Genomic DNA, 21930 nt, shown 5'->3' on the forward strand with positions numbered 1-21930 from the left:
ATGGTTATGCCTGGTGACAACGTTGAGATGTCAGTAGAGCTTATCCACCCGATCGCAATGGACGCAGGCTTACGCTTCGCAATCCGTGAAGGCGGTCGTACAGTTGGTGCTGGTGTTGTTGCGAAAGTAATTGCATAAGTATTAATTGTGTGAAAAAAGCGTCCCTTTGGGACGCTTTTTTTATGGCTGGCTTTTTTATTCAATCTTTCTATAATGCACATTTAATGTAATCGATAAGACCACGAACATGATCCGTTTAATGCAACACAGTGATGTTCAAGCCGTTACTCAAATTGAAAAAAGCGTGCAAACCCATCCATGGACGCACCAACAATTTGTTGATGCTGCGGCACAATACCAAAGCACAGTGCTTGAAAAAAATGGTAGTGTGGTTGGATTTTGTATTTTACAACCTGTGCTCGATGAAGCAAATTTATTACTTATGGCAGTCGATCCAAGCCAGCAAGGGCAAGGTTTAGGTTATGAGCTGCTTACAGCTTCGTTGGATTTATTACAGAATAATCCCGTTCAAATTTTTTTAGAAGTCCGAGAAAGTAATACCGCTGCAATTAAGCTGTATGAAAAAGCTGATTTTCATCAGATTGATTTACGCAAGAATTATTATCCAAAAGCAGATGGCACGCGTGAACATGCCATTATTATGGTGAAATCTTGTAGTGATGACTTTGCCCAGTTGTTTAAGTAATTCATTTAATGATTGAATTGTTCCAACCTGACGGCAGGGTGGTCATTAAGGATCGCCCGAGTTGCTCAATTTCCTCGGCATTTAAAATACGATTTAGGCGGCGCCATTGTCCATCAATCAGTAATTCTAAGGGTACGTATTGCGATTTATAGTTCATTTTGCCTGAATGTGGCACCCAATAGCCTAAATACACATAATTTAAGCCCTGCGCTTTGGCATATTCAATTTGCTTTAAGATCGCAAAAACACCCAATGAGCGACGATTTTCATCGGGATCAAAAAAAGTATAGACAGCTGAAATCCCATCGTCTAAAGGATCACAAGTGGAAACACTGACCAAGCGCTCACCATGCCAAAGTTCTAAAAAGAAGCTGTCTGTGCAGGTATGCATTAAAAATTTTTCAAATTGATCTTCATTGGGGGGATACATATCACCATCACAATGCCGCTGGTTAATGTAACGGGCATATAGATCATAATGAACCGAGCTGGCATCTTGGGTACGCGTAATTTTAATGCTTAAATCCTGATTACGCTTCCATGCTTTTTTTTGTTGAGAATTCATTTGAAAAATATCAACAGGTACACGACAGGATAAGCATTGGCGGCATAGGTGACATTCAGGGCGATAGACAAAATCGCCACTGCGGCGAAAACCTAAGCGTGATAGTTCTGAGAGCGTGACCACATCGATACGTTGTGCAGGGTCTAAAAACACCATACGTGCCGATTTATTGTCTAAATAACTGCAATTGTGCGGCGGTGTAATGTAATACTGTAATTCATTGAGCAGGGACTGCGGGTGATAAGAATTCATAACAAGCTCCCTCTAACTGTTTATCATTCATTTAGGCACATGTTTTGCGCTATTGTTTTACTTGAAAATACACTGTCTTGATATTTTTTCCAATCAAGGGCAGGGGCATTTATCACATCTTGTAACGAATTAAGATAGGTTTGGCGAGAAAGTGTACTTGCTCCGAGGCTCAGTAAATGCTCATTGACCAATTGGCAATCAATCCAAGGCAATTGGTTGTCCTGACCAATTAGCATTAGTGTATAAAAAGCCATTTTTGAGACGTCAGTTTGCCGACTAAACATCGACTCACCAAAACAGCCTTGACCAATACATACGCCATATAAACCACCAATTAATTGGTGGTTTTGCCAAACTTCAATACTATAAGCATGCCCGAGTTCAAATAATTGGCAATAGCCTTGAATAATATCTTCTGAAATCCAGGTTTCATTGGCATAACTGCGTGGCATGCTACAGGCACGAATAACCTGCTCAAAAGCTCGATTTACACTGATTGTATAATCAAACTTTTTCATATTGCGTAGTAAAGATTTACTTGGTTTGTAAGCAAATGGTTGAATAATACAGCGTGGTTCAGGACACCACCAACAAATGGGCTCACCTTCAGAAAACCAAGGGAATAAACCATGTGTGTAGGCTTCAAGCAAGGTACTTGGGGCTAAATCAGCACCCACACAGATTAGCCCATGGCCTTCAGGATCTACGGCTATGGGGTCGGGGAAAATAAATTGAGAGGCTGTGAGCATATGAAATTATCCGCAAGATCATGCTCAAGCATAGAAGATCTTGCGGTTGAAGTTAAGATTTAAGCAAATAATTTTAATTGCTGGGCAATTTTAATATGATCTGCATCAAGGAAATTTTGAGCTTTTTGTAGCACAATCTCTCGACTTATGGTCGGGTCTGTGACAGCTTCACCTTGATCATTAAGCACCAATAAATTCAGGCTTTGCAAGGTTTTCAACACAAAATCAGCAAACTGTTCTTTTGTAGTTAATTTTTCAATGAAATAGGCACGATAGAATAATTGTGCAAATTGATCAACGGGGATACCAATTCCTGAATATGGATTAGCAAGTACAGAATACTGGCTGTGGAAGCTGGCTTGTTGCAATAAAAACTGGTTTAAACGTTGTGATTGCTGCACCACAGCTTCACTTGGTTGCTCAAGGCAGGGCTGCATATGTCCTGAGTGACATAAGATAACCACTGCATTGAGCACTGCGGCAAAGTCAAGTTGAGTTTCATTGATCACTTGTTCAAGTGTTAAAGGTGCATAGTCATGTTGCAAGAAACATTGGGTTAAAGGTGTATAGATCTCTTGGAGTAAGTTAAATTCACCTAAATGACCAGAAATTTTCATAGGTATTTGGTGAGGCGCGCTGAGTAACACAAAAGAAATCTGCTTTAAACGATGCTTCAGTTGTAACGGACTTAAGGTATTTTTACCCCGAATATACAGATCACGTCTAAATTGTGAATTGGTAAAATAGTCGCGGCATTGTTCTTTTAAAATAGGATGCTCAATGCTGTTCAGGAATTCTTGATGTTGTGCAGTAAAGTTAATTTTATCTAAATGACTATTTAAATCACTCGAGCCTGCATAGCTGAGTTTGACAGAATCCATGGTACGCATGACTTGCTGAAAAGAGAAACATTGCCAATCTTGGTTTAAATATTCATGAATTAAATAATGTGGGTTCTGCTTTTGGAGCTCTATAACTTTTTGTAGCGCATGGGGATTACGTTTAGCGAACAGAGGCTGTTGTTGTAGCAGCGCTTCACTAAACTGCAGTGAATCTTGTACTTTTTGAATTGGATTTAGACTTTTACTGTTGTATTCATAATGACTATGGAATAGCTCACGAATCGGCATATTTGCCGCCCAACCGGTTAAACAGTTATAACTCACATAGACAATGCCATTGGGTTTTAAATATTGGCGTATAAATTTAAGAATAATGGCCTGATTTTCGTGACTGATCCAACTCCAAATACCATGTAAACTGATACTGTCAAATTGAGGTAAGTCACTGTTGAGCAATTCTTCAAAGCTAGCATCATAAAAATGGTGTGGCGCTTTGGATTTTTTTGCTAACATATTGGCATGCGCAGCATGAGCTGGATTAAAGTCTGTGCCATAAAATAACCCGTTAGATGAGGCAGCGTGTACATTAATACTGACCCCTTGCCCAAAACCTAACTCACAGTGCTGTTGCTGTTCGGTGTCATTGAGCGTATCAATTCCATTTACCAATAAGCAAAACTTCTGAAAATTCGGACTCAGCTCTTTGTAGTAGCCATAGGTGTAATTTACCTCGGTTTGGTAGCCGTCTGTCCAATTCGTTGCCATGTTACCCTCAAATTCTATTAATTTTGTTTATAAAGTCATATTTACATAGAAAAAAACCACCATAACTGGTGGTTTTTGTATTTTAAGCGATATTAATCACTTAATGCATCTAAATATTTTTCTGCATCTAAGGCAGCCATACAACCTGAGCCAGCTGAAGTAATGGCTTGACGGTAAATACTGTCAGCAATATCACCTGCAGCGAAGACACCCGGCACAGAAGTTTGGGTGGCATTGCCTGATGTACCACTTTGGACTTGAATATAGCCATCACGTAGTTGTAACTGACCTTCAAACATACCGCTATTTGGTTTATGACCAATGGCCACAAACATACCTGATACAGCCACATCTTGAGTGGATTGATCTTGGGTTGATTTTAAACGCACAGCAGTCACACCAGATTTGGCATCACCCAAGACTTCATCGACTTGATGATTCCAAATAATGCTGATTTTGCCTTCTTTTTCTTTGGCAAATAGATGGTCTTGTAAAATTTTCTCAGCACGGAACGAATGACGACGATGCACTAAAGTCACATGTGAGGCAATGTTAGATAAGTACAAGGCTTCTTCAACCGCTGTGTTACCGCCGCCCACGACCATGACTTTTTGTTCTTTATAGAAGAAACCATCACAGGTGGCACAAGCACTGACACCTTGACCCATAAAGGCAGCTTCAGATTCTAAGCCTAAGTATTGTGCAGTTGCACCTGTACAAATGATTAAAGCATCGCAGGTAAACTCTTCCATATCGCCTTTTAATACAAAAGGACGTTGGCTTAAATCGACTTCATTGATGTGGTCGTAGACAATTTCTGTACCAAAGCGTTCAGCATGCGCTTGCATACGCTCCATAAGTGCAGGACCTGTAAGACCTTCAGGGTCGCCCGGCCAATTGTCAACTTCAGTGGTTGTCGTGAGCTGACCGCCTAATTGTAAACCTGCAATTAACAACGGTTTTAAATTGGCGCGTGCCGCATACACCGCTGCGCTATAGCCTGCAGGGCCTGAGCCTAAGATAATTAAACGTGAGTGACGAGCGCTCATCGAGGGCATCCTTTTTTTATTGAGTAATTTGTGGAATTATACAGGTAAAAGCCCAAAGCGTCTTATGAGTTAAATGTGGATATTTTTGATCATGTAAATTGATTTAAGCTATATAGCCAACAAAACAAGTTTAGCATTGAGTTAACAATATCTAGCGATTCTGCTGCATCTTTTTTTTCGCAACAGGTGCATAATATTGCTCTTTAGTAGGTATTGCCTGCTTTGAATTTTGAACCCCATTAGCCACAGGATCGGATATGACTGCAATGTCGAGTGCTTATGCACAGCGCTTATTACAGACATTATTTTTGCTTTCATTTGGGACATATTGGTTCCTTGCAACAGTAACGTATACGCCGTTTGACCCAGGTTGGATGCACATTTCCAGTGATACACAGCAGGTATCTAATGCCAGTGGTGTGGCAGGGGCATGGCTTGCAGATTTGCTGTTTGGCTTTTTAGGTTGGGCAAGTTTATTGTTGCCAATTTACTTTTTTATGGAAGCTGTACAGGTGTGGTGGCCACATAGTTTTCTAACGCGTCCGTTTCGTTATGCAGCGCAATTTTTCATTTTACTGGCCACCTCAAGCTTATTGTATTTGTTTTGGGAGATGCCAGCCGATACGCTTGCCAATGCCTCAGGTGGTATTATCGGCTATGAACTTGGCCAAAGTTTAACTGGTTTATTAACCATTTACGGCGCAGCAATATTTTTAGTGGCTTTTTTAGTGTTGTTGTTTACCTTGGCTTTTGGTGTTAAGTGGAACAAAACTTTGATTACCTTAAAAGCCCTACCGGCACAGTTACAAGACTTATTTTATAAAAATGTACCCGAAAGTGAAGCTGTATTTGATCGGACTACACCAGCGGCAAAAATAACACCGCTTGAGGCATCACAAGCAAGTATCGTGACACCCGTACAAGAGCATCAGCCGGTACAACAGGCACCTGTACGCGATGCTGTGGCAGAACGTTTGTTTAACGATATGCTCCATAAAGAGCGTCTTGCTGAGGAGCAACGCGCACAACAACAACGCGATGCTGAACTGGCCCAACAACAGCAAATTGAACAGCAGGCAGCGGATTTACAAGCCAAACAACATGCTCAACAAGAACACGAACAGCGTCTTGTAGCTGCACAGCACGCCCAAGAACAACAACGTGAAGCGGCAGCTAATACCGAAGTATGGCGTGCGCTACAGAGTGAACAAGCCCAAGAACAAGAAATTGATGCCTTACTGAAAGCTGCTGATGCTGACCTTGTCGTTGAAGCTCAAGAATCTCCTGTCAAGCCTGTGGCAGTTGCAGTACAACAAAAGCCAGCGTTGGATTGGGATGACGACAAGATTTTTGATGAGTTAATGGCCAATGTGCCCAAAACAAGCACGCAAAAAGATGACAGTGATGTGCTGGTTGCTCCGGTGTTAACTAAGCCTGAGCATGAACAACAGCACGCAGATGCCGATATTGCAGCAGAACTTGCCGCGATTGATGAAATCTTAAAAGATCAGCCGCGTGTGGCAAGCAGTTATGCGCAATCTTCTGCCTTTGTACAAGCCCCAATTCAAACTGTCGTTGCTATGCCCAGCATAAGCGCAATGCCAGAGCAAGCTGATGAAGAGCTTGAATTAGAAAAAAGCCTTGCAGCTGCTCAAGAGCAAATGATTGAACCTGAGCCACAACCGAGTGTTAGTAGCGAAAAAAAAGAGCTGTCTAAAGAAGAATTTATTCAAGCGTGGCAAGAAACTGCAGGTCCTGTGCAAGAGATTCCTGATGAATTTGATGCACCTTTAACCGATGCTTTTGGTCGTCCTATGTCACGTGCGATGCAAGTGGCAAAAAAACGTCAGGATTTATCACCTTTACCGGGCATCGATTTATTAGATCCAGTTGATCCAAATAAAAAAGTTAATTTTACCCAAGACCAACTCAGCCGTTTATCTGAGCTGCTTGAAATTAAATTACAAGAATTTAATGTTAAAGCCAAAGTCATTGAAGCACAGCCGGGTCCCGTGGTCACTCGCTTTGAATTGGATTTAGCACCAGGGGTAAAAGCCTCAAAAGTCACCAATATTTCACGCGATTTAGCCCGTTCTATGTCAATGGCGTCGGTGCGTGTGGTCGAAGTCATTCCCGGTAAACCTTATATTGGTATTGAAGTACCTAATAGCAGCCGTGAAATGGTGCGCTTGATTGAACTGGTCACAGCACCTGCCTTCACTGACCCACAGGGTTTACTGTCTATGGCAATGGGTAAAGATATTTCAGGTCGTCCGGTGATTGCTGATTTAGGTAAAGCCCCACATATGTTGGTGGCAGGTACCACAGGTTCAGGTAAGTCGGTGGCAGTTAACTCGATGATTTTATCGATGTTACTCAAATACAGCCCTGATGAATTGCGTTTAATCTTAATTGACCCTAAACAGCTTGAACTTGCCAACTATAGCGATATTCCACATCTGTTAACGCCTGTGGTCACAGATATGAAAGATGCCGTCAATGCACTGAATTGGTGTGTGAATGAGATGGAGCGTCGTTATAAACTGATGTCGTTCTTAAAAATTCGTAAACTTGCCGATTACAACCGTAAAGTGGAAGAGGCGATTGCCAATGGTGAAGATTTAATTGATCCGACTTGGAAAGCCAGTGAGTCTGTTGCCGGTGAATTTGCACCACGTTTGCAGCCTTTGCCTGCCATTGTGATTGTGGCAGATGAATTTGCCGATATGATTATGCAAGTGGGTAAAAAAGCTGAAGAGATGATTACGCGCTTGGCACAAAAATCACGTGCCGCAGGTATTCATTTATTACTCGCCACACAACGTCCATCGGTGGATGTGATTACTGGTCTTATTAAAGCCAATATCCCGACCCGTGCTGCCTTACGCGTCAACTCTAAAATTGACTCACGCACCATTTTAGATGCCAGTGGTGCTGAAGACTTACTTGGTCATGGCGACATGTTGTTTTTAGGGCCGGGTAAAATTGAACCAGAACGTGTACATGGTGCCTTTATTAGTGATGATGAAGTCAATCGCATTTGTGATGCGTGGCGTGAACGCGCAGCACCGAACTATGTCGATGAGATTCTCACTCCTTATGATGAAGAACCTACAAGCCGTGGTTTTGAAGATGGCGAGGGTGGGGCTGATCGTGATGCTTTATATGACCAATGTGTGGCATTTGTGCTCGAAACGCGTAAAGCCACCACATCATCTTTACAACGTAAATTTAGCTTAGGGTATAACCGTGCTGCACGCATTATTGACCAAATGGAAGAAAACGGTATTGTCAGCGCCTTAGGTGCCAATGGTAAACGTGAAATTTTAGTGTAAAAAAAGCCTGCAGATGCAGGCTTTTCTTTTAGCTTCATTGGCTTAAATTAAGCGAATTTCGCCAATACAGCTAAAAACTCAGCGCTATGGCGTGGGAATTTTGCAATCACGTCATGAATACGTTGACCTTCAGGATTTGTAGCATTTACATTGCGACCATCTGCTACAAATTGAGTTAATAAACGTTCATAGTCACTTGGACGCATGTGTTTATATGCATGGTAAAGAACGTGAAAATCTGCATCTACACTTGCAGGAGGCAGCTGAGTTAAATAGGCAAATACACGCTCGTCTGACCATTCTTCGTTAAACGTCGCTGGCTGAGATAATGCCATCGCAATCTCCTTGGCTTGTTGTCAATCATTAAAAAGGCAAAATAACTTGCGCTATTTTGCCTTGATTCAATTTGCTTGACTAATCAGAATTGAGATTATCGCTCTTCAGGCAAATTGATATTCATTTCTAACATTTCTAAATTGGCTTCTGAACGCACTGCCATTTGGATGTGCTGCTCATCGACACCACGCACGTAGCGGTTCACCACTTGCATGATTTCTTTTTTCATCTGCTCAATTTTTTCAGGGGTTAAGCGTTTGCTTAAGCCTTTTTCTGATGCCACGATGACTTTTAAACGATCTTTGGCGGTTTGCGCACTCGAGGGTTTTTCATCACCGCTAAACAACTTACTCCAAAATCCTGCCATCTTAAGCTCCAAATAGTCGTGCTAACCAACCTTTTTGTTTGACTTCTAGGTGACGATAAGGACGATCTTCGCCTAAGAAACGCGCCACAAGGTCATCATAAGCTTGGCCTGCAGGTGAGTCTGTGTACAAAATAGCCGGCTTACCTTCGTTAGAGGCTTGTAAGATGCTCTTGCACTCAGGAATGACACCTAAGGTCGGGACTTTTAAGATATCTTTTGAAATATCGTCAATCGTGAGCATTTCTTGTTTTTCAGCACGTTCTGGATTAAAACGTGTAATACATAAATGTTTACGAATTCGACCTTCGTTGTTTTCTACTTTTTTGGTTTTGCTGTCGAGCATGCCAATAATACGATCTGAGTCACGCACTGAAGAAATTTCAGGATTGGTTACAATGATTGCTTCATCGGCATGGTACATGGCTAAAATCGCACCACGTTCAATACCGGCAGGCGAGTCACAGATAATATAATCAAACTCTTGTGCGAGTTCGTCCATGACACGTGCGACACCTTCATCGGTTAAGGCATCTTTATCACGCGTTTGTGATGCAGGTAAGATATAGAGGTTTTCAATGTCTTTGTCACGAATTAAGGCTTGTTGTAAGCGTGCTTCGTTATTTAAGACATTGACAAAATCGTACACCACGCGGCGCTCACAACCCATGATAAGATCTAAGTTACGTAAGCCTACGTCAAAATCAATAACAACAGTTTTGTGGCCACGTAGGGCTAAACCTGTTGCAAACGATGCACTTGTTGTAGTTTTACCTACGCCACCTTTGCCTGATGTTACGACAACAATTTTCGCCACCGAATCCACTCCTGTTAGGGTTTAAATACGCAGTTTTATGACGTATTTTGGTGATTATTTATACATTAAAATTCTAAAGCTTCAAATACAAGCTCTTGAGCGTCATTTAAATAAATATGTACAGGTTTTTTGGTCATATGAGCCGGGATATCATCCGCAACACAGTACGTACCTGCAATTGAAACCAACTCCGCTTCTAAGGAGTGGCAAAAGATGCGTGCTGCATGATTGCCGCCTGCACCGGCAATCACTCTACCTCGTACACTACCATAAATATGTATGTTTCCAGAAGCGATCACTTCTGCACCACTGTTCATTCCTGCACTTAAAATGATATCGCCGTGGTCTTGTACAAGGCATTGACCCGTACGCAACATTTCATTGTGATAAGAAGTTGCATGATGAATTTTTGCCGCAGCAGGCTGTGCTTCATCTTGCGTTGGTGCGGCAGTTTCCACCACTTGTTCTTGTGTGGCTTTAATCCGCTGCAAAGGACGGTCAGCCGGCAACACTGGAAATTGAATTAAACGTGCTGCATCGCCCAAAATTCCATCCACCACCGCCATAGGTTGTAAATCTAAACTGATTAACAATTGAATAAGAGCAATCAGCTCTTGTTCAACGGTTGAATCTAAGATGACCAACGTGCCTTGTGAGCCAGTGTCTTTGAGCATCTGGGTCAGTTGTTCTCGGATCGCACGATGATCATTTGTATCAAAGGTTAATCGGGTAAAATTAACCATTCTGCCGGTGATCCGGATATCCGCCATACTTGTTCCTTAAAACTTCTTTTTTAGGTCGAAGTCATGTTATTAAATAGAGCAAATCCTAGACCAATTTGCATGATTTCTCTAGCGTATCCGTTAAATATTTTCATGCCTTAGGTTCTTGCTCTGGTTGTTTTTGTTCTAGCACTTGTTGCCATTGTTTAATCTTCACTTGCTCACGTAAGGCTTCTAAACTTTCAAACACAGCAGATTCAACCAAACGGTCAATTTCAGGGTTATTTTCAATGGCAATTTGACTGACTTTGTTGGCAATCATGCGATAGGTGGCATTTTCTTGGCGTGAAGATTGATGGGTAAAGGGTTGTAGTAAACCTTGGCTAATATTTTCACCTAAACGCTGTCCAATGCTTTGAATTTGTTGTTCGATACGTCCACCTACCAATGGAATTAAACGCAGCATTTGCGACAACTCAGGCGTATCTTCAATGGCTTTATTGACCACGATCCCCACATTTTTGGCAATTTCATGGCGTTGCGCTTGTAGTTCTTTGCCTAAAGATTCTTGTAACACATCTGTTAAAGCAGTGGCGAGCATCTCACGGTGGTGATTGACCAAATCTTCAATATATTTTTTATGTGTGGTACTGGTGCTCAGCTCATGTTTCACTGCATTAATAATGGTTAAAACAATACGACTGGTCAGTTCTTCCATCACCAAACGATAATAAAAATTGCCACGCGCGTACCAGCGCTGCGGAATGACTTTATAGCCATGACTATGTAAGTTATAGGCGATGGCAAATGCACGTCCTAAACGTAAAAAACGGAACATTGGCAAAATAGAAATAATTTCATACCAATGAATAAACGGGAAAAACCACCAACGTTGATGATGCTTAAAGCCAATCGCAATCAGCCAACGAATAGCAAGTTCAATGGCTAAAAATGAGGTAAACCAACCTTCTGTGGTTTTAACCCAAGGATGTAGCGCTTGCTCATAAAAATCTAACACTTGCGGCAGTTGTACGAAGTTAAATAACCATTCGGCATAGTCGCTCATTAAAAATGCATTGGCGCTTAAGCAAAATAGGTTAAAGATGATCAGCCCCATCATCAAAAAATCATAGACCAGTGCCACTTTCCATCCCCATGAGCCTTCTTTGACGAAGTGAAAGGAGGATTTTAAGACTTTGTGTTGAGGCTGTTTCATGGGGTTCCCTTAGCTACGTTGCTCGGCAAGTTGCTGTTTCATTTGGCTGATTAATTCATCTTTATCACGCCACACTTGTTGCAGCCATTGATGAAATTGCACACGAAATTCACGATCATTTTCATAATCACCGTCTAAAATCCAACTTGGCAACTCAATTTTGCGTAGATTCACTGCAATTTGTTGTACGTCCCCCAACCAAAATTCGCTGTATTCAGGCACTTTTTCATCATACACGATGGTCATATCCACTAAAGCATCGACCTCTTTGCCTAAGATTTTTAAGGCTAAGGCTAAACCACCAGCTTTGGGTTTAAGGAGATGTTTATATGGTGATTTTTGTGCAGTATGCTTGGCTTGGGTAAAACGAGTGCCTTCTACATAGTTGAGTAAAGTAAACGGCTGACTGAGCAACTGTTCACAGGATTTACGTGCTTCTTCAATGTCGCGGTTTTTCAGCTCAGGATTTTTGGCAATTTGGGCTTTGCTATGCCGCTTCATCATAGGGAAGCCTAAAATTTTAAAAGCCTGCCCCACCAAAGGAATGAAAATCAGCTCCCATTTGGTAAAAAAGCGCGTTAACGGCATACGGTTTAAACCAATATACTGATTGACTGTAGTATCGACCCAACTTTGATGATTACAAATCATCAAATAACGTCCTTGGGTGGTCAACTCAAGTGCAGGGTCCACTTGAATATCCCATTTTAATTCAGGCAATACCCGTTCAATCAGATGGTTGTTGACGTTAATCCAACTATTGGCAAGCTTCACATTGGTCTGATCAATGTGCGGTGACTTCTTGATCAGCTTGGTCAGACCTAAACCTAAAATGGGTGCTCCATGGACAAAGCTGTTAGTGGTCATCACTGAGGTTACAGTGAGCGCTTGCTGTACTTTTTTGAGTAATGACGTACGTGGCTGTGATTTGGGCATCGGTCGACCTATAAGCAAAGTGAAGGTACATGGTGCTGCACAATATAAGGGCTGATGAAAAAAATACAAACTGTTGCTTGGCAACTATGGAGAAAACATGAGGAAAAATAGCCTAAATTCTCGATATATATTACATAATGTAAAATAAGGCTTTATTATTAACAAAAAATCAATGTTACAAATTTGATTTTTATTCCATGATTCATCCAGATTAAAAAACATCAAACAAGGAGGCATGCAATGCGTGCATTAGTCATTACAGCTGTAGCAGGGGCGTTGGCACTTACTGGTTGCCAAAGTATGGAATACGATAAAGCAGCACTTGGTACAGGCTTAGGCGCTCTACTCGGTGCCGGCGTTGCTTACTCAAATGCTGACAAAGATAAAATGGGTCAAGCGGCTGCGATTGGTGCGGTACTTGGTGGTGGTGCAGGCTTACTTCTTGATCGTAAAGAAAAGCGTTTAAAAGAAGAGTTAGCAGGTACAGGTATTGATGTTGGTCGTAACCAAGATGGTTCAATCAACCTTGTGATGCCATCGGTTACATTTGCAACTAACTCTGCTGCCATTCAAGGTCAGTTCCAATCTGCGTTAAATGATGTTGCCAACGTATTACGTGAAGATGGTGCATCAAACAAGTTAGCGCTTGTGATTCATGGTCACACCGATAACACAGGTACAGATGCGGTCAATAACCCATTGTCACAAAACCGTGCTAACTCAGTGAAAAATTACCTTGCAGCTCAAGGTATTTCTGCAAGCCGCATGACAGCGCGTGGTTATGGTTCAACTTCACCAATCGCAGAAAACACAACTGCTGCGGGTCGTGAACAAAACCGCCGTGTAGAAATTACAGTTTACGAAACCAACTAAGTTGTCGTAAATAAAAAAGAAACCACCTTCGGGTGGTTTTTTTATGAGTAATGGGCAATTTTTTTGATTAGGCAATCGAGTGGTTGATGACTATAATCAGGCCTTAAATCTAAAGAGGATGGAATATGTCGACCGCAAGTCAGCTCAACGACAAGCAACTTGAAGCCATGAAATACACTCAAGGACCCTTGTTAGTACTTGCAGGGGCAGGTTCAGGTAAAACCTCGGTGATTACCCGTAAAATCGCGTATTTGGTGCAGCATTGTGGTATTCCCGCTTATAAAATTACCGCCATGACCTTTACCAACAAAGCGGCACGTGAAATGAAAGAGCGTGTTTCTAAATTGTTGTCGCGTGAGGAATCTAAAGGTTTATCGGTATCGACTTTCCATACCTTTGGTTTAAACCTGTTGCGTTTAGAGCTCAAACATACGCCACTGAAAAACAATTTTTCCATTTTAGATGCCGATGATTGTAAGCGTATCTTAATGGATTTGATGCATCGTGATAATCTATCCGGTGCAGAGAGTAAGGATTTAATTGCCAAAGCCATGAAGAAAATTTCCGATTGGAAAAATGATCTGATTGCACCCGAGCAAGCGCATACTACCTGTGAAACCCAAGAAGATGTACAGTTTGCCCATTTGTATCAATTGTATGAGCGCAATTTACGTGCCTATAACGCCGTAGATTTTGACGATTTAATTGTCATGCCCACCCGTTTATTGCAAGACAATGCTGAAGTGCGCGATAAATGGCAAAACCGTGTGCGTTATTTATTGGTGGATGAATATCAAGACACCAACACGGCGCAGTATATTTTGGTCAAATTACTGGTGGGGGTGATGGGCCAATTTACCGCGGTGGGTGATGATGACCAATCGATCTACGCATGGCGCGGCGCGAAACCTGAAAACATGGCACAGCTCAAAGAAGATTTTCACAATTTAAAAGTGATTAAGCTTGAACAAAACTATCGTTCAACCAGCCGTATTTTAAAAGCCGCCAACTCAGTGATTGAAAACAATCCGCATATTTTTGATAAAAAATTATGGTCGGATAAAGGTCATGGCGAAGAGATTCGGGTCATTACCTGTCGTAATGACGATGATGAAGCAGAACGTGTGGTCAAAGATTTACTCACCCATAAACTGATGCAAGGTAAATCTTGGAAAGATTATGCGATTTTGTATCGTGGTAACTTCCAAGCACGGGTGCTTGAAACCCAACTGCGCCAAATGCAAATTCCGTATAAATTGTCGGGCGGTCAGTCGTTCTTCGCGCGTGCTGAAATTAAAGACGTGATGAGTTATTTGCGCTTAATCATTAACCCTGAAGATGACAGTGCATTTTTACGTATTATTAATACCCCAAAACGTGCTATTGGTCCTGTCACTTTAGAAAAATTGGGTTTATTTGCGCAAGAAACCAATCAATCTTTATTGGCTTCAGCAGGTGATCAGCGTTTAAGTTTATCTTTACCTAAAAAAGCCACCTCCCAGTTGCTTGAGTTCTATGAGTTTTTAGACGGCTTTACCCGTAACTTGCTTGAAGATGATGAGCCCGTGCCGATTATTCGTCAAATGATGAATGAAGCCGGTTATATCGACTATGTAAAAGAGCAAGCTGCGACCCCTGCGCAAGAAAAAACCAAGCTGGATAACATTGAAGTGCTGTATAGCAGTATTCAAAGTTTGATTAATCGTGCCGAAGATGTCGATGAGAAAAACATTGAAAGTGTGATTCGTAAAATGGTGCTGCTGGATATGTTGGAACAACAACAAGAAGAGCAAGACACCGATAAAGTCAATTTAATGACCTTACATGCGGCTAAAGGCTTAGAGTTCCCATATGTCTATATGATTGGTTTAGAAGAAGAAATTCTGCCACATAAAAACTCAATTGCCGCAGAAACTGTCGAAGAAGAGCGTCGTTTGATGTATGTGGGCATTACCCGTGCGCGTCAGGGGTTAACGCTGACCTTAGCTGAGCAGCGTAAAGCCGGTGGTCAAATGAAACAAATGACGCCAAGCCGTTTCTTAGATGAATTACCGCAAGACGATTTAGACTGGTTAGGGCGTAAAAAGAAAGCCAGCAATATTGACCCGAAATTGCAAGCGCAACATTATTTGGAAAATTTACGTGCGCTGATTAAGCGCTAAATTTGATTGATTAGGAATGTACATGAAAGTTCAAGTTAAAGTATTAGATTCACGTTTAGGCAATGAATGGCCAATGCCAAGTTATGCCACACAAGGTTCAGCGGGTCTCGATTTACGCGCATGCGTATCTGAAACCACAGTGATTGAACCGGGTCAAACTGTATTGGTTAAAACCGGTTTATCCATTTATATTGAAGATGTGAATTTTGCTGGTTTAATCTTGCCGCGTTCAGGTTTAGGGCATAAACACGGCATTGTATTAGGTAATTTGGTTGGTTTAATTGATTCAGATTATCAAGGTGAACTTATGGTTTCGGTTTGGAACCGGAGTCAAACTGCATTTAGCTTAGAGCCGGGCGAGCGTTTAGCACAATATGTATTGGTGCCTGTAGTACAAGCACAATTTGAAATGGTGGATGAGTTTGTGGCCACAGAACGTGGTGCAGGTGGTTTTGGACATACTGGTCAAAACTAAAGCATCTTGCATGGATAGATAAAGCCTATTCATTAGGCTTTATCGCTTTTTTGTTGAAAAAATTGCATAAATATATTAAAAGCTCACTCAAGGTTCTTCGTTTACCCAAAGATAAAGATAACTGCAAAAACCTGCCTATTTGTGTGAAATGTACAACACTTTGTATGTTTTATTGCCTAGATCAATGATTAAAAATGCCACTTATGAATATTCATATTTCTAAATTTCCTGCACAGATTTTTCGTGCCTACGATATTCGGGGGAAAGTCAGTTTACTATCACCTCAATTGGTCTACGCGATAGCCCATGCCTTAGTCCAACAATATAAAGTAGCCGGTCAACATGAACTGGTGATTGGTTATGATGCGCGTTTAACCAGTCCAAGCTATGCCAAACTTATTCAAAAAATCTGTCAAGCCAATGGTTTACAAGCTGACCTTATGGGTTGTTGTGCAAGTCCAGCTTTGTATTATGCAGCGCGGCATTTTAATGGCAATGGCATTATGGTCACCGCAAGCCATAACCCTAAATCAGACAATGGCATTAAATGGATTATTCAAGGCGAACCACCAACCCCTGAGATGATTCAACAAGTTTCTACATGGGCACAAACACATTTTTGTCCCGAACGACATATCCCGCTAGAACATGAACCACATACTGTTGTGGTGAAATACTGCCTAGATTATCAACAAAGCATTTTAAATGATATCAAACTAAAACACGGTTTTAAGGTCGTGCTAGATGGCTTACATGGCGCAGCTGGACGTTGTGCGGCATTGGTGTTAGAAAAATTGGGTTGTGAGGTAACGCAACTGCGTTGTAAAGCCAATGGCGAATTTCCAGATCATGCACCAGACCCATCACAAGCGGTACATTTGTTGGGGCTACAGCAGCAAGTGTTAGCAAAACAGGCCGATATTGGTATTGCTTTAGATGGCGACGGTGACCGTGTGGTGATTGTAGATGAACAGGGCAACATTATTTGCCCAGACCGCTTAATGGCGCTGTTTGCACATATTTGTTTAGCTGAACATCCACAATCTGAAGTGGTATTTGATGTTAAATGCTCAAATTTAGTTAGCAATAGTGTGCAGGCTTTAGGTGGTATTGCCACCATGATTCGAACTGGTAGCACGTTTTTGCGTCAATATTTAGCGCAATCAAAAGGCAAAGCGGTATTTGGTGGCGAGTATGCGGGGCATTATGTATTTAATGATGGGCGTGGTTTTGGCTATGATGATGGTCTATATGCTGCATTACGTATTTTAGAATACATCGATCAGCAACAGATCACGCTTTCAGAGGCTTTGCGTGCCTATCCTGCGCGTTTAGGTACAGAAGATACCTATATTAGCACCTATAACCAAGATCCACAGCAAGTCTTGGCCCATGTCGCACATGCCAGTCAGCACTCTGTTGCAAAGCTGAGTCAAATTGATGGCGTGCGGCTTGATTTTAAAGATGGATTTGGCATTATGCGAGCATCCAATACGGGTGAGTACTTTACAGTGCGCTTTGACGCCGAGAATTCTGAGCGTCTTAATGCAATCCGTGATACCTTTGCTCGTATGCTTGAATCTAATTATCCGCAAATTGCGTACGATATCTTAAACGCCAAATAAGGAGCGGCACATGCCACATCAACATACTGGTCTCGACAAAGCACAAGTTTTAACCGAAGCTTTGCCGTACATTCAACGTTTTTCTGGTAAAACGTTGGTTGTAAAATATGGTGGCAATGCAATGACCGACCCTGAGCTTGAAAGCTCATTTGCCCGTGACATCGTGCTGCTTAAAACCGTGGGTTTAAACCCGATTGTGGTGCATGGTGGTGGTCCACAAGTAGATTCCTTCTTAAAACAATTGGGTCGTGAATCTGACCGAATTGATGGCATGCGCGTGACTGATCCTGCGACCATGGAAGTGGTTGAAATGGTATTGGGCGGCAGTGTAAATAAATCAATTGTCAATTTAATTAACCAACATGGTGGTCGTGCCATTGGTTTAACAGGTAAAGATGGTAATTTGTTGCGTGCGCAAAAATTACTCATGGAAAAAACGCAAGAAGACGGCTCAGTCAAACACATCGACTTAGGTTTAGTGGGTGAAGTGGTTGGGGTAAAAACCGACGTGTTAGAGATGTTTACCCAAGGTGATTTTATTCCAGTCATTGCACCGCTTGGTGTCGATGAAGAGGGCAACACCTATAACATCAATGCTGATTTAGTGGCAGGTAAAGTGGCTGAAGCACTGGGTGCAGAAAAGTTAATTTTGCTCACTAATATTACCGGCGTGTTAGATGAAAATAAAAACTTACTCACCGGTTTAAGTACTCAAGAAGTTGATCGCTTGATTGAAACTGGCGTGATCTATGGCGGTATGATTCCAAAAGTGGGTTGTGCTTTAGATGCAGTAAAAGGTGGGGTAGTCAGCGCACATATTGTGGATGGTCGTGTACCGCATGCCACCTTATTGGAAATTTTTACCGATCATGGTGTTGGTACATTAATTACCAATCGTCAAACCAAGAAAGCTGCTGAATAAATTAAAAGCCTCCTAAATGGAGGTTTTTTTATGCCACCTCATGCAAGCCTAACAACCCGAGCTAGATTTGAAAAGCCCATTTAACTCATGCACAATAAGCCATTATTTATGCCCATGAGAAAGAATTATGTGTCAACTGCTCGGAATGAACTGCGCAACTCCAACGGATATTACTTTCTCATTTCGTGGCTTTTCACAACGTGCAGGGATTACCTCCGATCATTGTGATGGTTTTGGCATCGCCTTTTTTGAAGACAAAGCCTGTCGTTTATTTGTCGATAATCAATCTGCAGTTGAATCGCCGATTGCTGAGTTAATTCGTAATTACCCCATTAAATCACGCAATGTGATTGCGCATATTCGTAAAGCCACACAAGGCAAAATTAATCTAGAAAATTCACATCCCTTTAGCCGTGAACTTTGGGGGAGACAGTGGATTTTTGCACATAATGGCGACCTTCATGATTTTGATCCGCCATTAAGTGGACGTTTTACCCCTGTGGGCAATACCGACAGTGAGCGTGCTTTTTGCTATTTATTAGAACAATTGGTGAAGCGCTTTGGTTATGAAGAACCGAGTTTAGCGCAAATTTTTGATTTGCTGGTCGAGATTTCGCCAAGCATTGCCGAGCATGGCACGTTTAATTTTTGCCTATCGAATGGTCAAGCTTTATTTGCGTATAACATTACCAAATTGCATTGGTTGGTACGCGAATATCCATTTAAACCTGCACAATTGATTGACCTTGATGTCGAAGTCGATTTTAGTCAAGTCACGACCCCTGAAGATCGTGTGGCAGTCATTACCACTGAACCTTTGACTCAAAATGAGACATGGTGTGCTTTTAAACCCGGTCAGATGATTTTATTCAAAGATGGTCAGCCAATTAAAGATGAAATCACATTTATTGCACGTTTAGAGCGAGAGCGCATAAATCCAAGCTTAAAACGCATAACTAAAGCAGATCAGTATTAAGCAATGCGATCAAGTTGGTGTTTTAATATGCCAACTTGATATTCTTAAAATAAAATAAAAATAATGTTAAATATAAATTGGTTAAAAAATATCTGACCTTTTTAGTTGGCTTAAAATAATTTTTATATGTTAATCATATATTTAAGTGAATAAAACCCCTTTTTATATAATCCCTAGTAAATCAGTTTATTTTTATTCTAGTCAATTCAATATATGATCAATTTTAACGAATTTGGGGATACCGATAGGTAGTCGTATGAAAATGAGATGGATTCCAGAATATAATACTGGCATTGATGTGATTGACGAACAACACCGCCGCATTCTCGACTACATTAACGAGATTGATAGCATTGGCGCCAATACGGATCGTGCACGTATTCGTTCAATCTTAAATAATATTATTGATTACACACAGTCACATTTTACCTTTGAAGAATCTTTACAAGAAGAAGCAGGTTACAAATACCGTGTGCCACACAAGCGTGTGCATGATTTATTTATTAAGAAGATTGAAAGCTACCGTGATCGTTATGAACAAGGTGAAGCAATTGAATCTGAATTGCACGAAATTCTATCAAAATGGCTGATCAATCATATTCAACATGATGATGCTGATTATGTCGGTGCAGTCAAAGAAAATATGATGGGTATTATTAAAGAAAAAGAGAAGAAAAAAGGTAAAAATTGGTTTGCACGTTTTTTCTCGTAAAACCTTAACGCGATAAAAATAAAGCAAAACTATAAGTCTTTCAGCCGAGCAAATCATCTTGAGGTGGTTTGCTTTTTCTTTGTTTGGGTTTTGCTTTTTGGTCATGACATCGGCAAAATAGCGCTAGATTTTATATTAGGAAAGCATTATGCAGGACAATGCGATGTCTCGATGGCTATCCCCGCTGATGGCATTTTGTTTATCGTTTATTATTATTGCGACATTAGCCCCGATTTTAGGCATTGGTGCTGAGCGTCAATTAGATTTTTGGTTGTTGTGGTTAGGCACCATGGTGATTTTGGCTTTGCCGATTACCTATATGGAAGTGGCATTAGCAAAGCGTAGCCGTTCAACAGCACTAAATGCTTTATCTAGCCTCACCCGTGATGCTGATGCACAAGCACATTGGCGTGTGGTGGGGTGGTTGGCTGTGGTGTTTATGCCATTTTTAGCTGGTGGTATGTTATTTAATGCCTCAAGTATGCTTGAGGGGCTGGCATTGCCGCAGCTTGCTTTATTTGCAGCTTTAGCAGTTGCTGCATTGCTTTTATCAGTTGCGCCACGCCTTGTGATGGTTGGGCTGACTTTACTGGCTGTGTTGGCATCCTTAGGCTTGTCTATTGTACTGGGTGAGCGCTTACCGACATGGCAAGTCACTGCACTTGAATTTAGTGAGTGGGGTGCTGCAACGGTATTGGCTTTAGTAGCCAGTGGTTTAGGACTTGGGGTGTATTCTCAGGTCAGTTTAAATCAAGTCAAACACAGTGATGCTGCAAGCTCAACTGTATTGCCTGTATGGATTGCACAATTGTTGGCTGTGGTGGCATTTGGTTTCTTTATTGCCAATACCCAAATTCCAGCGCTGGTGTTTGTGGTCAGTGTGGTTACAGGTTCAGCGTTGTTAATCAATTTAGCGCGTCAGCAATTGGCTGAACGTCAATTGCCAGCTTTAATTCAATGGGCTATCTTGGCGGTGGCTGTGTTGGTTTGGGCGATTCCAATGGCAGCTGGTGTATTGAATGTGCTGCTCTTGCTTTGGGGCTTAATCATCTGCTTGATTTATGCCATCTTTGCCGGTTGGATCATGAAGATTAGCCATTTACGTAAGGCTTTAAATTTTGGCAGTGAAGCCATGTATAACCTTTGGCGTGTGGCTATGCGTATTGTGTTGCCTTTATCCATTGTAATCGCCATCATTAGCGTGCTTGGAAAAGTACTGTCATGAGCCAAGGCAAAGTGTGGGTGGCGTATGCTGGCTTAGACGCACAATTTCATGTGGCTTTAGATTTTGTTGAGGGGATGACGGCCAAGCAAGCGATTGCTCAAAGTCAATTGGCAACTAAAACTCAATTGCCTGAGCCATTAATGATTGGTATTTTTGGACAAAAGGTCGATCTAGAACAGTTATTACAGGTTGGAGATCGGGTTGAAATTTATCGTGCTTTAACCATTAATCCTAAAGATATCCGCCGTAAGCGTGCGGCACAAAATCCGGTAGGCATTTATGGTCGTGGCAATCGGCATAAATGAA

General features: G+C 41.6%; 21 protein-coding genes and 1 pseudogene. 12 read left to right on the forward strand and 10 right to left on the reverse strand.

Annotated elements, in window-relative coordinates:
* Nucleotides 1-138, forward strand: a pseudogene (locus tag Q0Z55_RS03990) (elongation factor Tu); the annotation flags it as partial.
* A gap of 109 nt (nucleotides 139-247) precedes the next feature.
* Entirely contained in the window at nucleotides 248-706 is a 459-nt protein-coding gene (rimI, locus tag Q0Z55_RS03995; protein WP_297424470.1) for a ribosomal protein S18-alanine N-acetyltransferase, read from the forward strand.
* Between the two features lies 1 nt (nucleotide 707).
* Here rimI and Q0Z55_RS04000 read toward each other — a convergent pair whose 3' ends face one another.
* From Q0Z55_RS04000 to trxB, 4 genes are all read right to left on the reverse strand, one after another.
* Nucleotides 708-1523: an arginyltransferase gene (locus Q0Z55_RS04000; RefSeq protein ID WP_297424472.1), complete on the reverse strand. Its 816-nt coding sequence runs from the start codon at nucleotides 1521-1523 to the stop codon at nucleotides 708-710.
* A 23-nt stretch (nucleotides 1524-1546) separates the two neighbouring features.
* Nucleotides 1547-2272: a leucyl/phenylalanyl-tRNA--protein transferase gene (gene aat, locus Q0Z55_RS04005; protein WP_297424476.1), complete on the reverse strand. Its 726-nt coding sequence runs from the start codon at nucleotides 2270-2272 to the stop codon at nucleotides 1547-1549.
* 59 nt (nucleotides 2273-2331) lie between these two features.
* Entirely contained in the window at nucleotides 2332-3879 is a 1548-nt protein-coding gene (locus Q0Z55_RS04010; RefSeq protein WP_297424479.1) for a class I SAM-dependent methyltransferase, read from the reverse strand.
* A gap of 92 nt (nucleotides 3880-3971) precedes the next feature.
* A complete protein-coding gene (gene trxB, locus Q0Z55_RS04015; RefSeq protein WP_297424482.1) occupies nucleotides 3972-4928 on the reverse strand; it encodes a thioredoxin-disulfide reductase in 957 nt (318 codons plus the stop codon).
* Between the two features lie 257 nt (nucleotides 4929-5185).
* Between trxB and Q0Z55_RS04020 the strand changes: the two genes are divergently transcribed.
* Nucleotides 5186-8263, forward strand: a complete 3078-nt coding sequence (locus Q0Z55_RS04020) for a DNA translocase FtsK (RefSeq protein WP_297424485.1) — start codon at nucleotides 5186-5188, stop codon at nucleotides 8261-8263.
* A gap of 47 nt (nucleotides 8264-8310) precedes the next feature.
* On the opposite strand, the gene Q0Z55_RS04025 is transcribed toward Q0Z55_RS04020, so the two are convergent.
* From Q0Z55_RS04025 to Q0Z55_RS04050, 6 genes are all read right to left on the reverse strand, one after another.
* A complete protein-coding gene (locus Q0Z55_RS04025; RefSeq protein ID WP_297424490.1) occupies nucleotides 8311-8598 on the reverse strand; it encodes a PA4642 family protein in 288 nt (95 codons plus the stop codon).
* Between the two features lie 95 nt (nucleotides 8599-8693).
* A complete protein-coding gene (minE, locus tag Q0Z55_RS04030; RefSeq protein WP_297424493.1) occupies nucleotides 8694-8966 on the reverse strand; it encodes a cell division topological specificity factor MinE in 273 nt (90 codons plus the stop codon).
* Nucleotide 8967: 1 nt separating this feature from the next.
* Nucleotides 8968-9780 carry a septum site-determining protein MinD gene (gene minD, locus Q0Z55_RS04035; protein WP_297424496.1) on the reverse strand — a complete coding sequence of 271 codons (813 nt, stop codon included), beginning with the start codon at nucleotides 9778-9780 and terminating at the stop codon, nucleotides 8968-8970.
* Nucleotides 9781-9845: 65 nt separating this feature from the next.
* Nucleotides 9846-10550 carry a septum site-determining protein MinC gene (minC, locus tag Q0Z55_RS04040; protein ID WP_297424498.1) on the reverse strand — a complete coding sequence of 235 codons (705 nt, stop codon included), beginning with the start codon at nucleotides 10548-10550 and terminating at the stop codon, nucleotides 9846-9848.
* A 103-nt stretch (nucleotides 10551-10653) separates the two neighbouring features.
* Nucleotides 10654-11718, reverse strand: a complete 1065-nt coding sequence (locus Q0Z55_RS04045; protein WP_297424499.1) for a preprotein translocase subunit SecA — start codon at nucleotides 11716-11718, stop codon at nucleotides 10654-10656.
* 9 nt (nucleotides 11719-11727) lie between these two features.
* Nucleotides 11728-12654, reverse strand: coding sequence for an acyltransferase (locus Q0Z55_RS04050; protein ID WP_297424502.1), 927 nt, complete (start codon nucleotides 12652-12654; stop codon nucleotides 11728-11730).
* Nucleotides 12655-12894: 240 nt separating this feature from the next.
* Between Q0Z55_RS04050 and Q0Z55_RS04055 the strand changes: the two genes are divergently transcribed.
* The 9 genes from Q0Z55_RS04055 (at nucleotide 12895) to Q0Z55_RS04095 (ending at nucleotide 21929) form a co-directional block, all read left to right on the forward strand.
* The gene (locus tag Q0Z55_RS04055) at nucleotides 12895-13527 is read left to right on the forward strand and encodes an OmpA family protein (protein ID WP_297424504.1); all 633 of its coding nucleotides are present in this window, start codon (nucleotides 12895-12897) and stop codon (nucleotides 13525-13527) included.
* A gap of 125 nt (nucleotides 13528-13652) precedes the next feature.
* Entirely contained in the window at nucleotides 13653-15689 is a 2037-nt protein-coding gene (locus Q0Z55_RS04060) for a UvrD-helicase domain-containing protein (protein WP_297424507.1), read from the forward strand.
* 22 nt (nucleotides 15690-15711) lie between these two features.
* A complete protein-coding gene (gene dut, locus Q0Z55_RS04065; protein ID WP_297424509.1) occupies nucleotides 15712-16164 on the forward strand; it encodes a dUTP diphosphatase in 453 nt (150 codons plus the stop codon).
* Nucleotides 16165-16367: 203 nt separating this feature from the next.
* Nucleotides 16368-17789: a phosphomannomutase/phosphoglucomutase gene (locus Q0Z55_RS04070; protein ID WP_297424713.1), complete on the forward strand. Its 1422-nt coding sequence runs from the start codon at nucleotides 16368-16370 to the stop codon at nucleotides 17787-17789.
* A gap of 10 nt (nucleotides 17790-17799) precedes the next feature.
* Nucleotides 17800-18711, forward strand: coding sequence for an acetylglutamate kinase (argB, locus tag Q0Z55_RS04075; RefSeq protein WP_297424511.1), 912 nt, complete (start codon nucleotides 17800-17802; stop codon nucleotides 18709-18711).
* Between the two features lie 127 nt (nucleotides 18712-18838).
* A complete protein-coding gene (locus Q0Z55_RS04080; RefSeq protein WP_297424514.1) occupies nucleotides 18839-19687 on the forward strand; it encodes a class II glutamine amidotransferase in 849 nt (282 codons plus the stop codon).
* A gap of 256 nt (nucleotides 19688-19943) precedes the next feature.
* Entirely contained in the window at nucleotides 19944-20399 is a 456-nt protein-coding gene (locus tag Q0Z55_RS04085) for a bacteriohemerythrin (RefSeq protein ID WP_297424517.1), read from the forward strand.
* A 148-nt stretch (nucleotides 20400-20547) separates the two neighbouring features.
* Entirely contained in the window at nucleotides 20548-21624 is a 1077-nt protein-coding gene (locus Q0Z55_RS04090) for a hypothetical protein (RefSeq protein ID WP_297424520.1), read from the forward strand.
* On the forward strand, nucleotides 21621-21929 hold the full coding sequence (locus tag Q0Z55_RS04095; RefSeq protein WP_297424523.1) for an RnfH family protein: 309 nt from the start codon (nucleotides 21621-21623) through the stop codon (nucleotides 21927-21929). The genes Q0Z55_RS04090 and Q0Z55_RS04095 overlap by 4 nt, the downstream gene beginning before the upstream one ends.
* Nucleotide 21930: the final 1 nt, after the last annotated feature.

The sequence above is a fragment of the uncultured Acinetobacter sp. genome (assembly GCF_947626835.1).
Lineage (GTDB): Bacteria > Pseudomonadota > Gammaproteobacteria > Pseudomonadales > Moraxellaceae > Acinetobacter.

Coding starts and splice junctions, on each gene's coding strand:
- rimI (WP_297424470.1), top strand. CDS start 248: ATGATCCGTTTAATGCAACACAGTGATGTTCAAGCCGTTACTCAAATT.
- Q0Z55_RS04000 (WP_297424472.1), bottom strand. CDS start 1,523: ATGAATTCTTATCACCCGCAGTCCCTGCTCAATGAATTACAGTATTAC.
- aat (WP_297424476.1), bottom strand. CDS start 2,272: ATGCTCACAGCCTCTCAATTTATTTTCCCCGACCCCATAGCCGTAGAT.
- Q0Z55_RS04010 (WP_297424479.1), bottom strand. CDS start 3,879: ATGGCAACGAATTGGACAGACGGCTACCAAACCGAGGTAAATTACACC.
- trxB (WP_297424482.1), bottom strand. CDS start 4,928: ATGAGCGCTCGTCACTCACGTTTAATTATCTTAGGCTCAGGCCCTGCA.
- Q0Z55_RS04020 (WP_297424485.1), top strand. CDS start 5,186: ATGACTGCAATGTCGAGTGCTTATGCACAGCGCTTATTACAGACATTA.
- Q0Z55_RS04025 (WP_297424490.1), bottom strand. CDS start 8,598: ATGGCATTATCTCAGCCAGCGACGTTTAACGAAGAATGGTCAGACGAG.
- minE (WP_297424493.1), bottom strand. CDS start 8,966: ATGGCAGGATTTTGGAGTAAGTTGTTTAGCGGTGATGAAAAACCCTCG.
- minC (WP_297424498.1), bottom strand. CDS start 10,550: ATGGCGGATATCCGGATCACCGGCAGAATGGTTAATTTTACCCGATTA.
- Q0Z55_RS04045 (WP_297424499.1), bottom strand. CDS start 11,718: ATGAAACAGCCTCAACACAAAGTCTTAAAATCCTCCTTTCACTTCGTC.
- Q0Z55_RS04050 (WP_297424502.1), bottom strand. CDS start 12,654: ATGCCCAAATCACAGCCACGTACGTCATTACTCAAAAAAGTACAGCAA.
- Q0Z55_RS04055 (WP_297424504.1), top strand. CDS start 12,895: ATGCGTGCATTAGTCATTACAGCTGTAGCAGGGGCGTTGGCACTTACT.
- Q0Z55_RS04060 (WP_297424507.1), top strand. CDS start 13,653: ATGTCGACCGCAAGTCAGCTCAACGACAAGCAACTTGAAGCCATGAAA.
- dut (WP_297424509.1), top strand. CDS start 15,712: ATGAAAGTTCAAGTTAAAGTATTAGATTCACGTTTAGGCAATGAATGG.
- Q0Z55_RS04070 (WP_297424713.1), top strand. CDS start 16,368: ATGAATATTCATATTTCTAAATTTCCTGCACAGATTTTTCGTGCCTAC.
- argB (WP_297424511.1), top strand. CDS start 17,800: ATGCCACATCAACATACTGGTCTCGACAAAGCACAAGTTTTAACCGAA.
- Q0Z55_RS04080 (WP_297424514.1), top strand. CDS start 18,839: ATGTGTCAACTGCTCGGAATGAACTGCGCAACTCCAACGGATATTACT.
- Q0Z55_RS04085 (WP_297424517.1), top strand. CDS start 19,944: ATGAAAATGAGATGGATTCCAGAATATAATACTGGCATTGATGTGATT.
- Q0Z55_RS04090 (WP_297424520.1), top strand. CDS start 20,548: ATGCAGGACAATGCGATGTCTCGATGGCTATCCCCGCTGATGGCATTT.
- Q0Z55_RS04095 (WP_297424523.1), top strand. CDS start 21,621: ATGAGCCAAGGCAAAGTGTGGGTGGCGTATGCTGGCTTAGACGCACAA.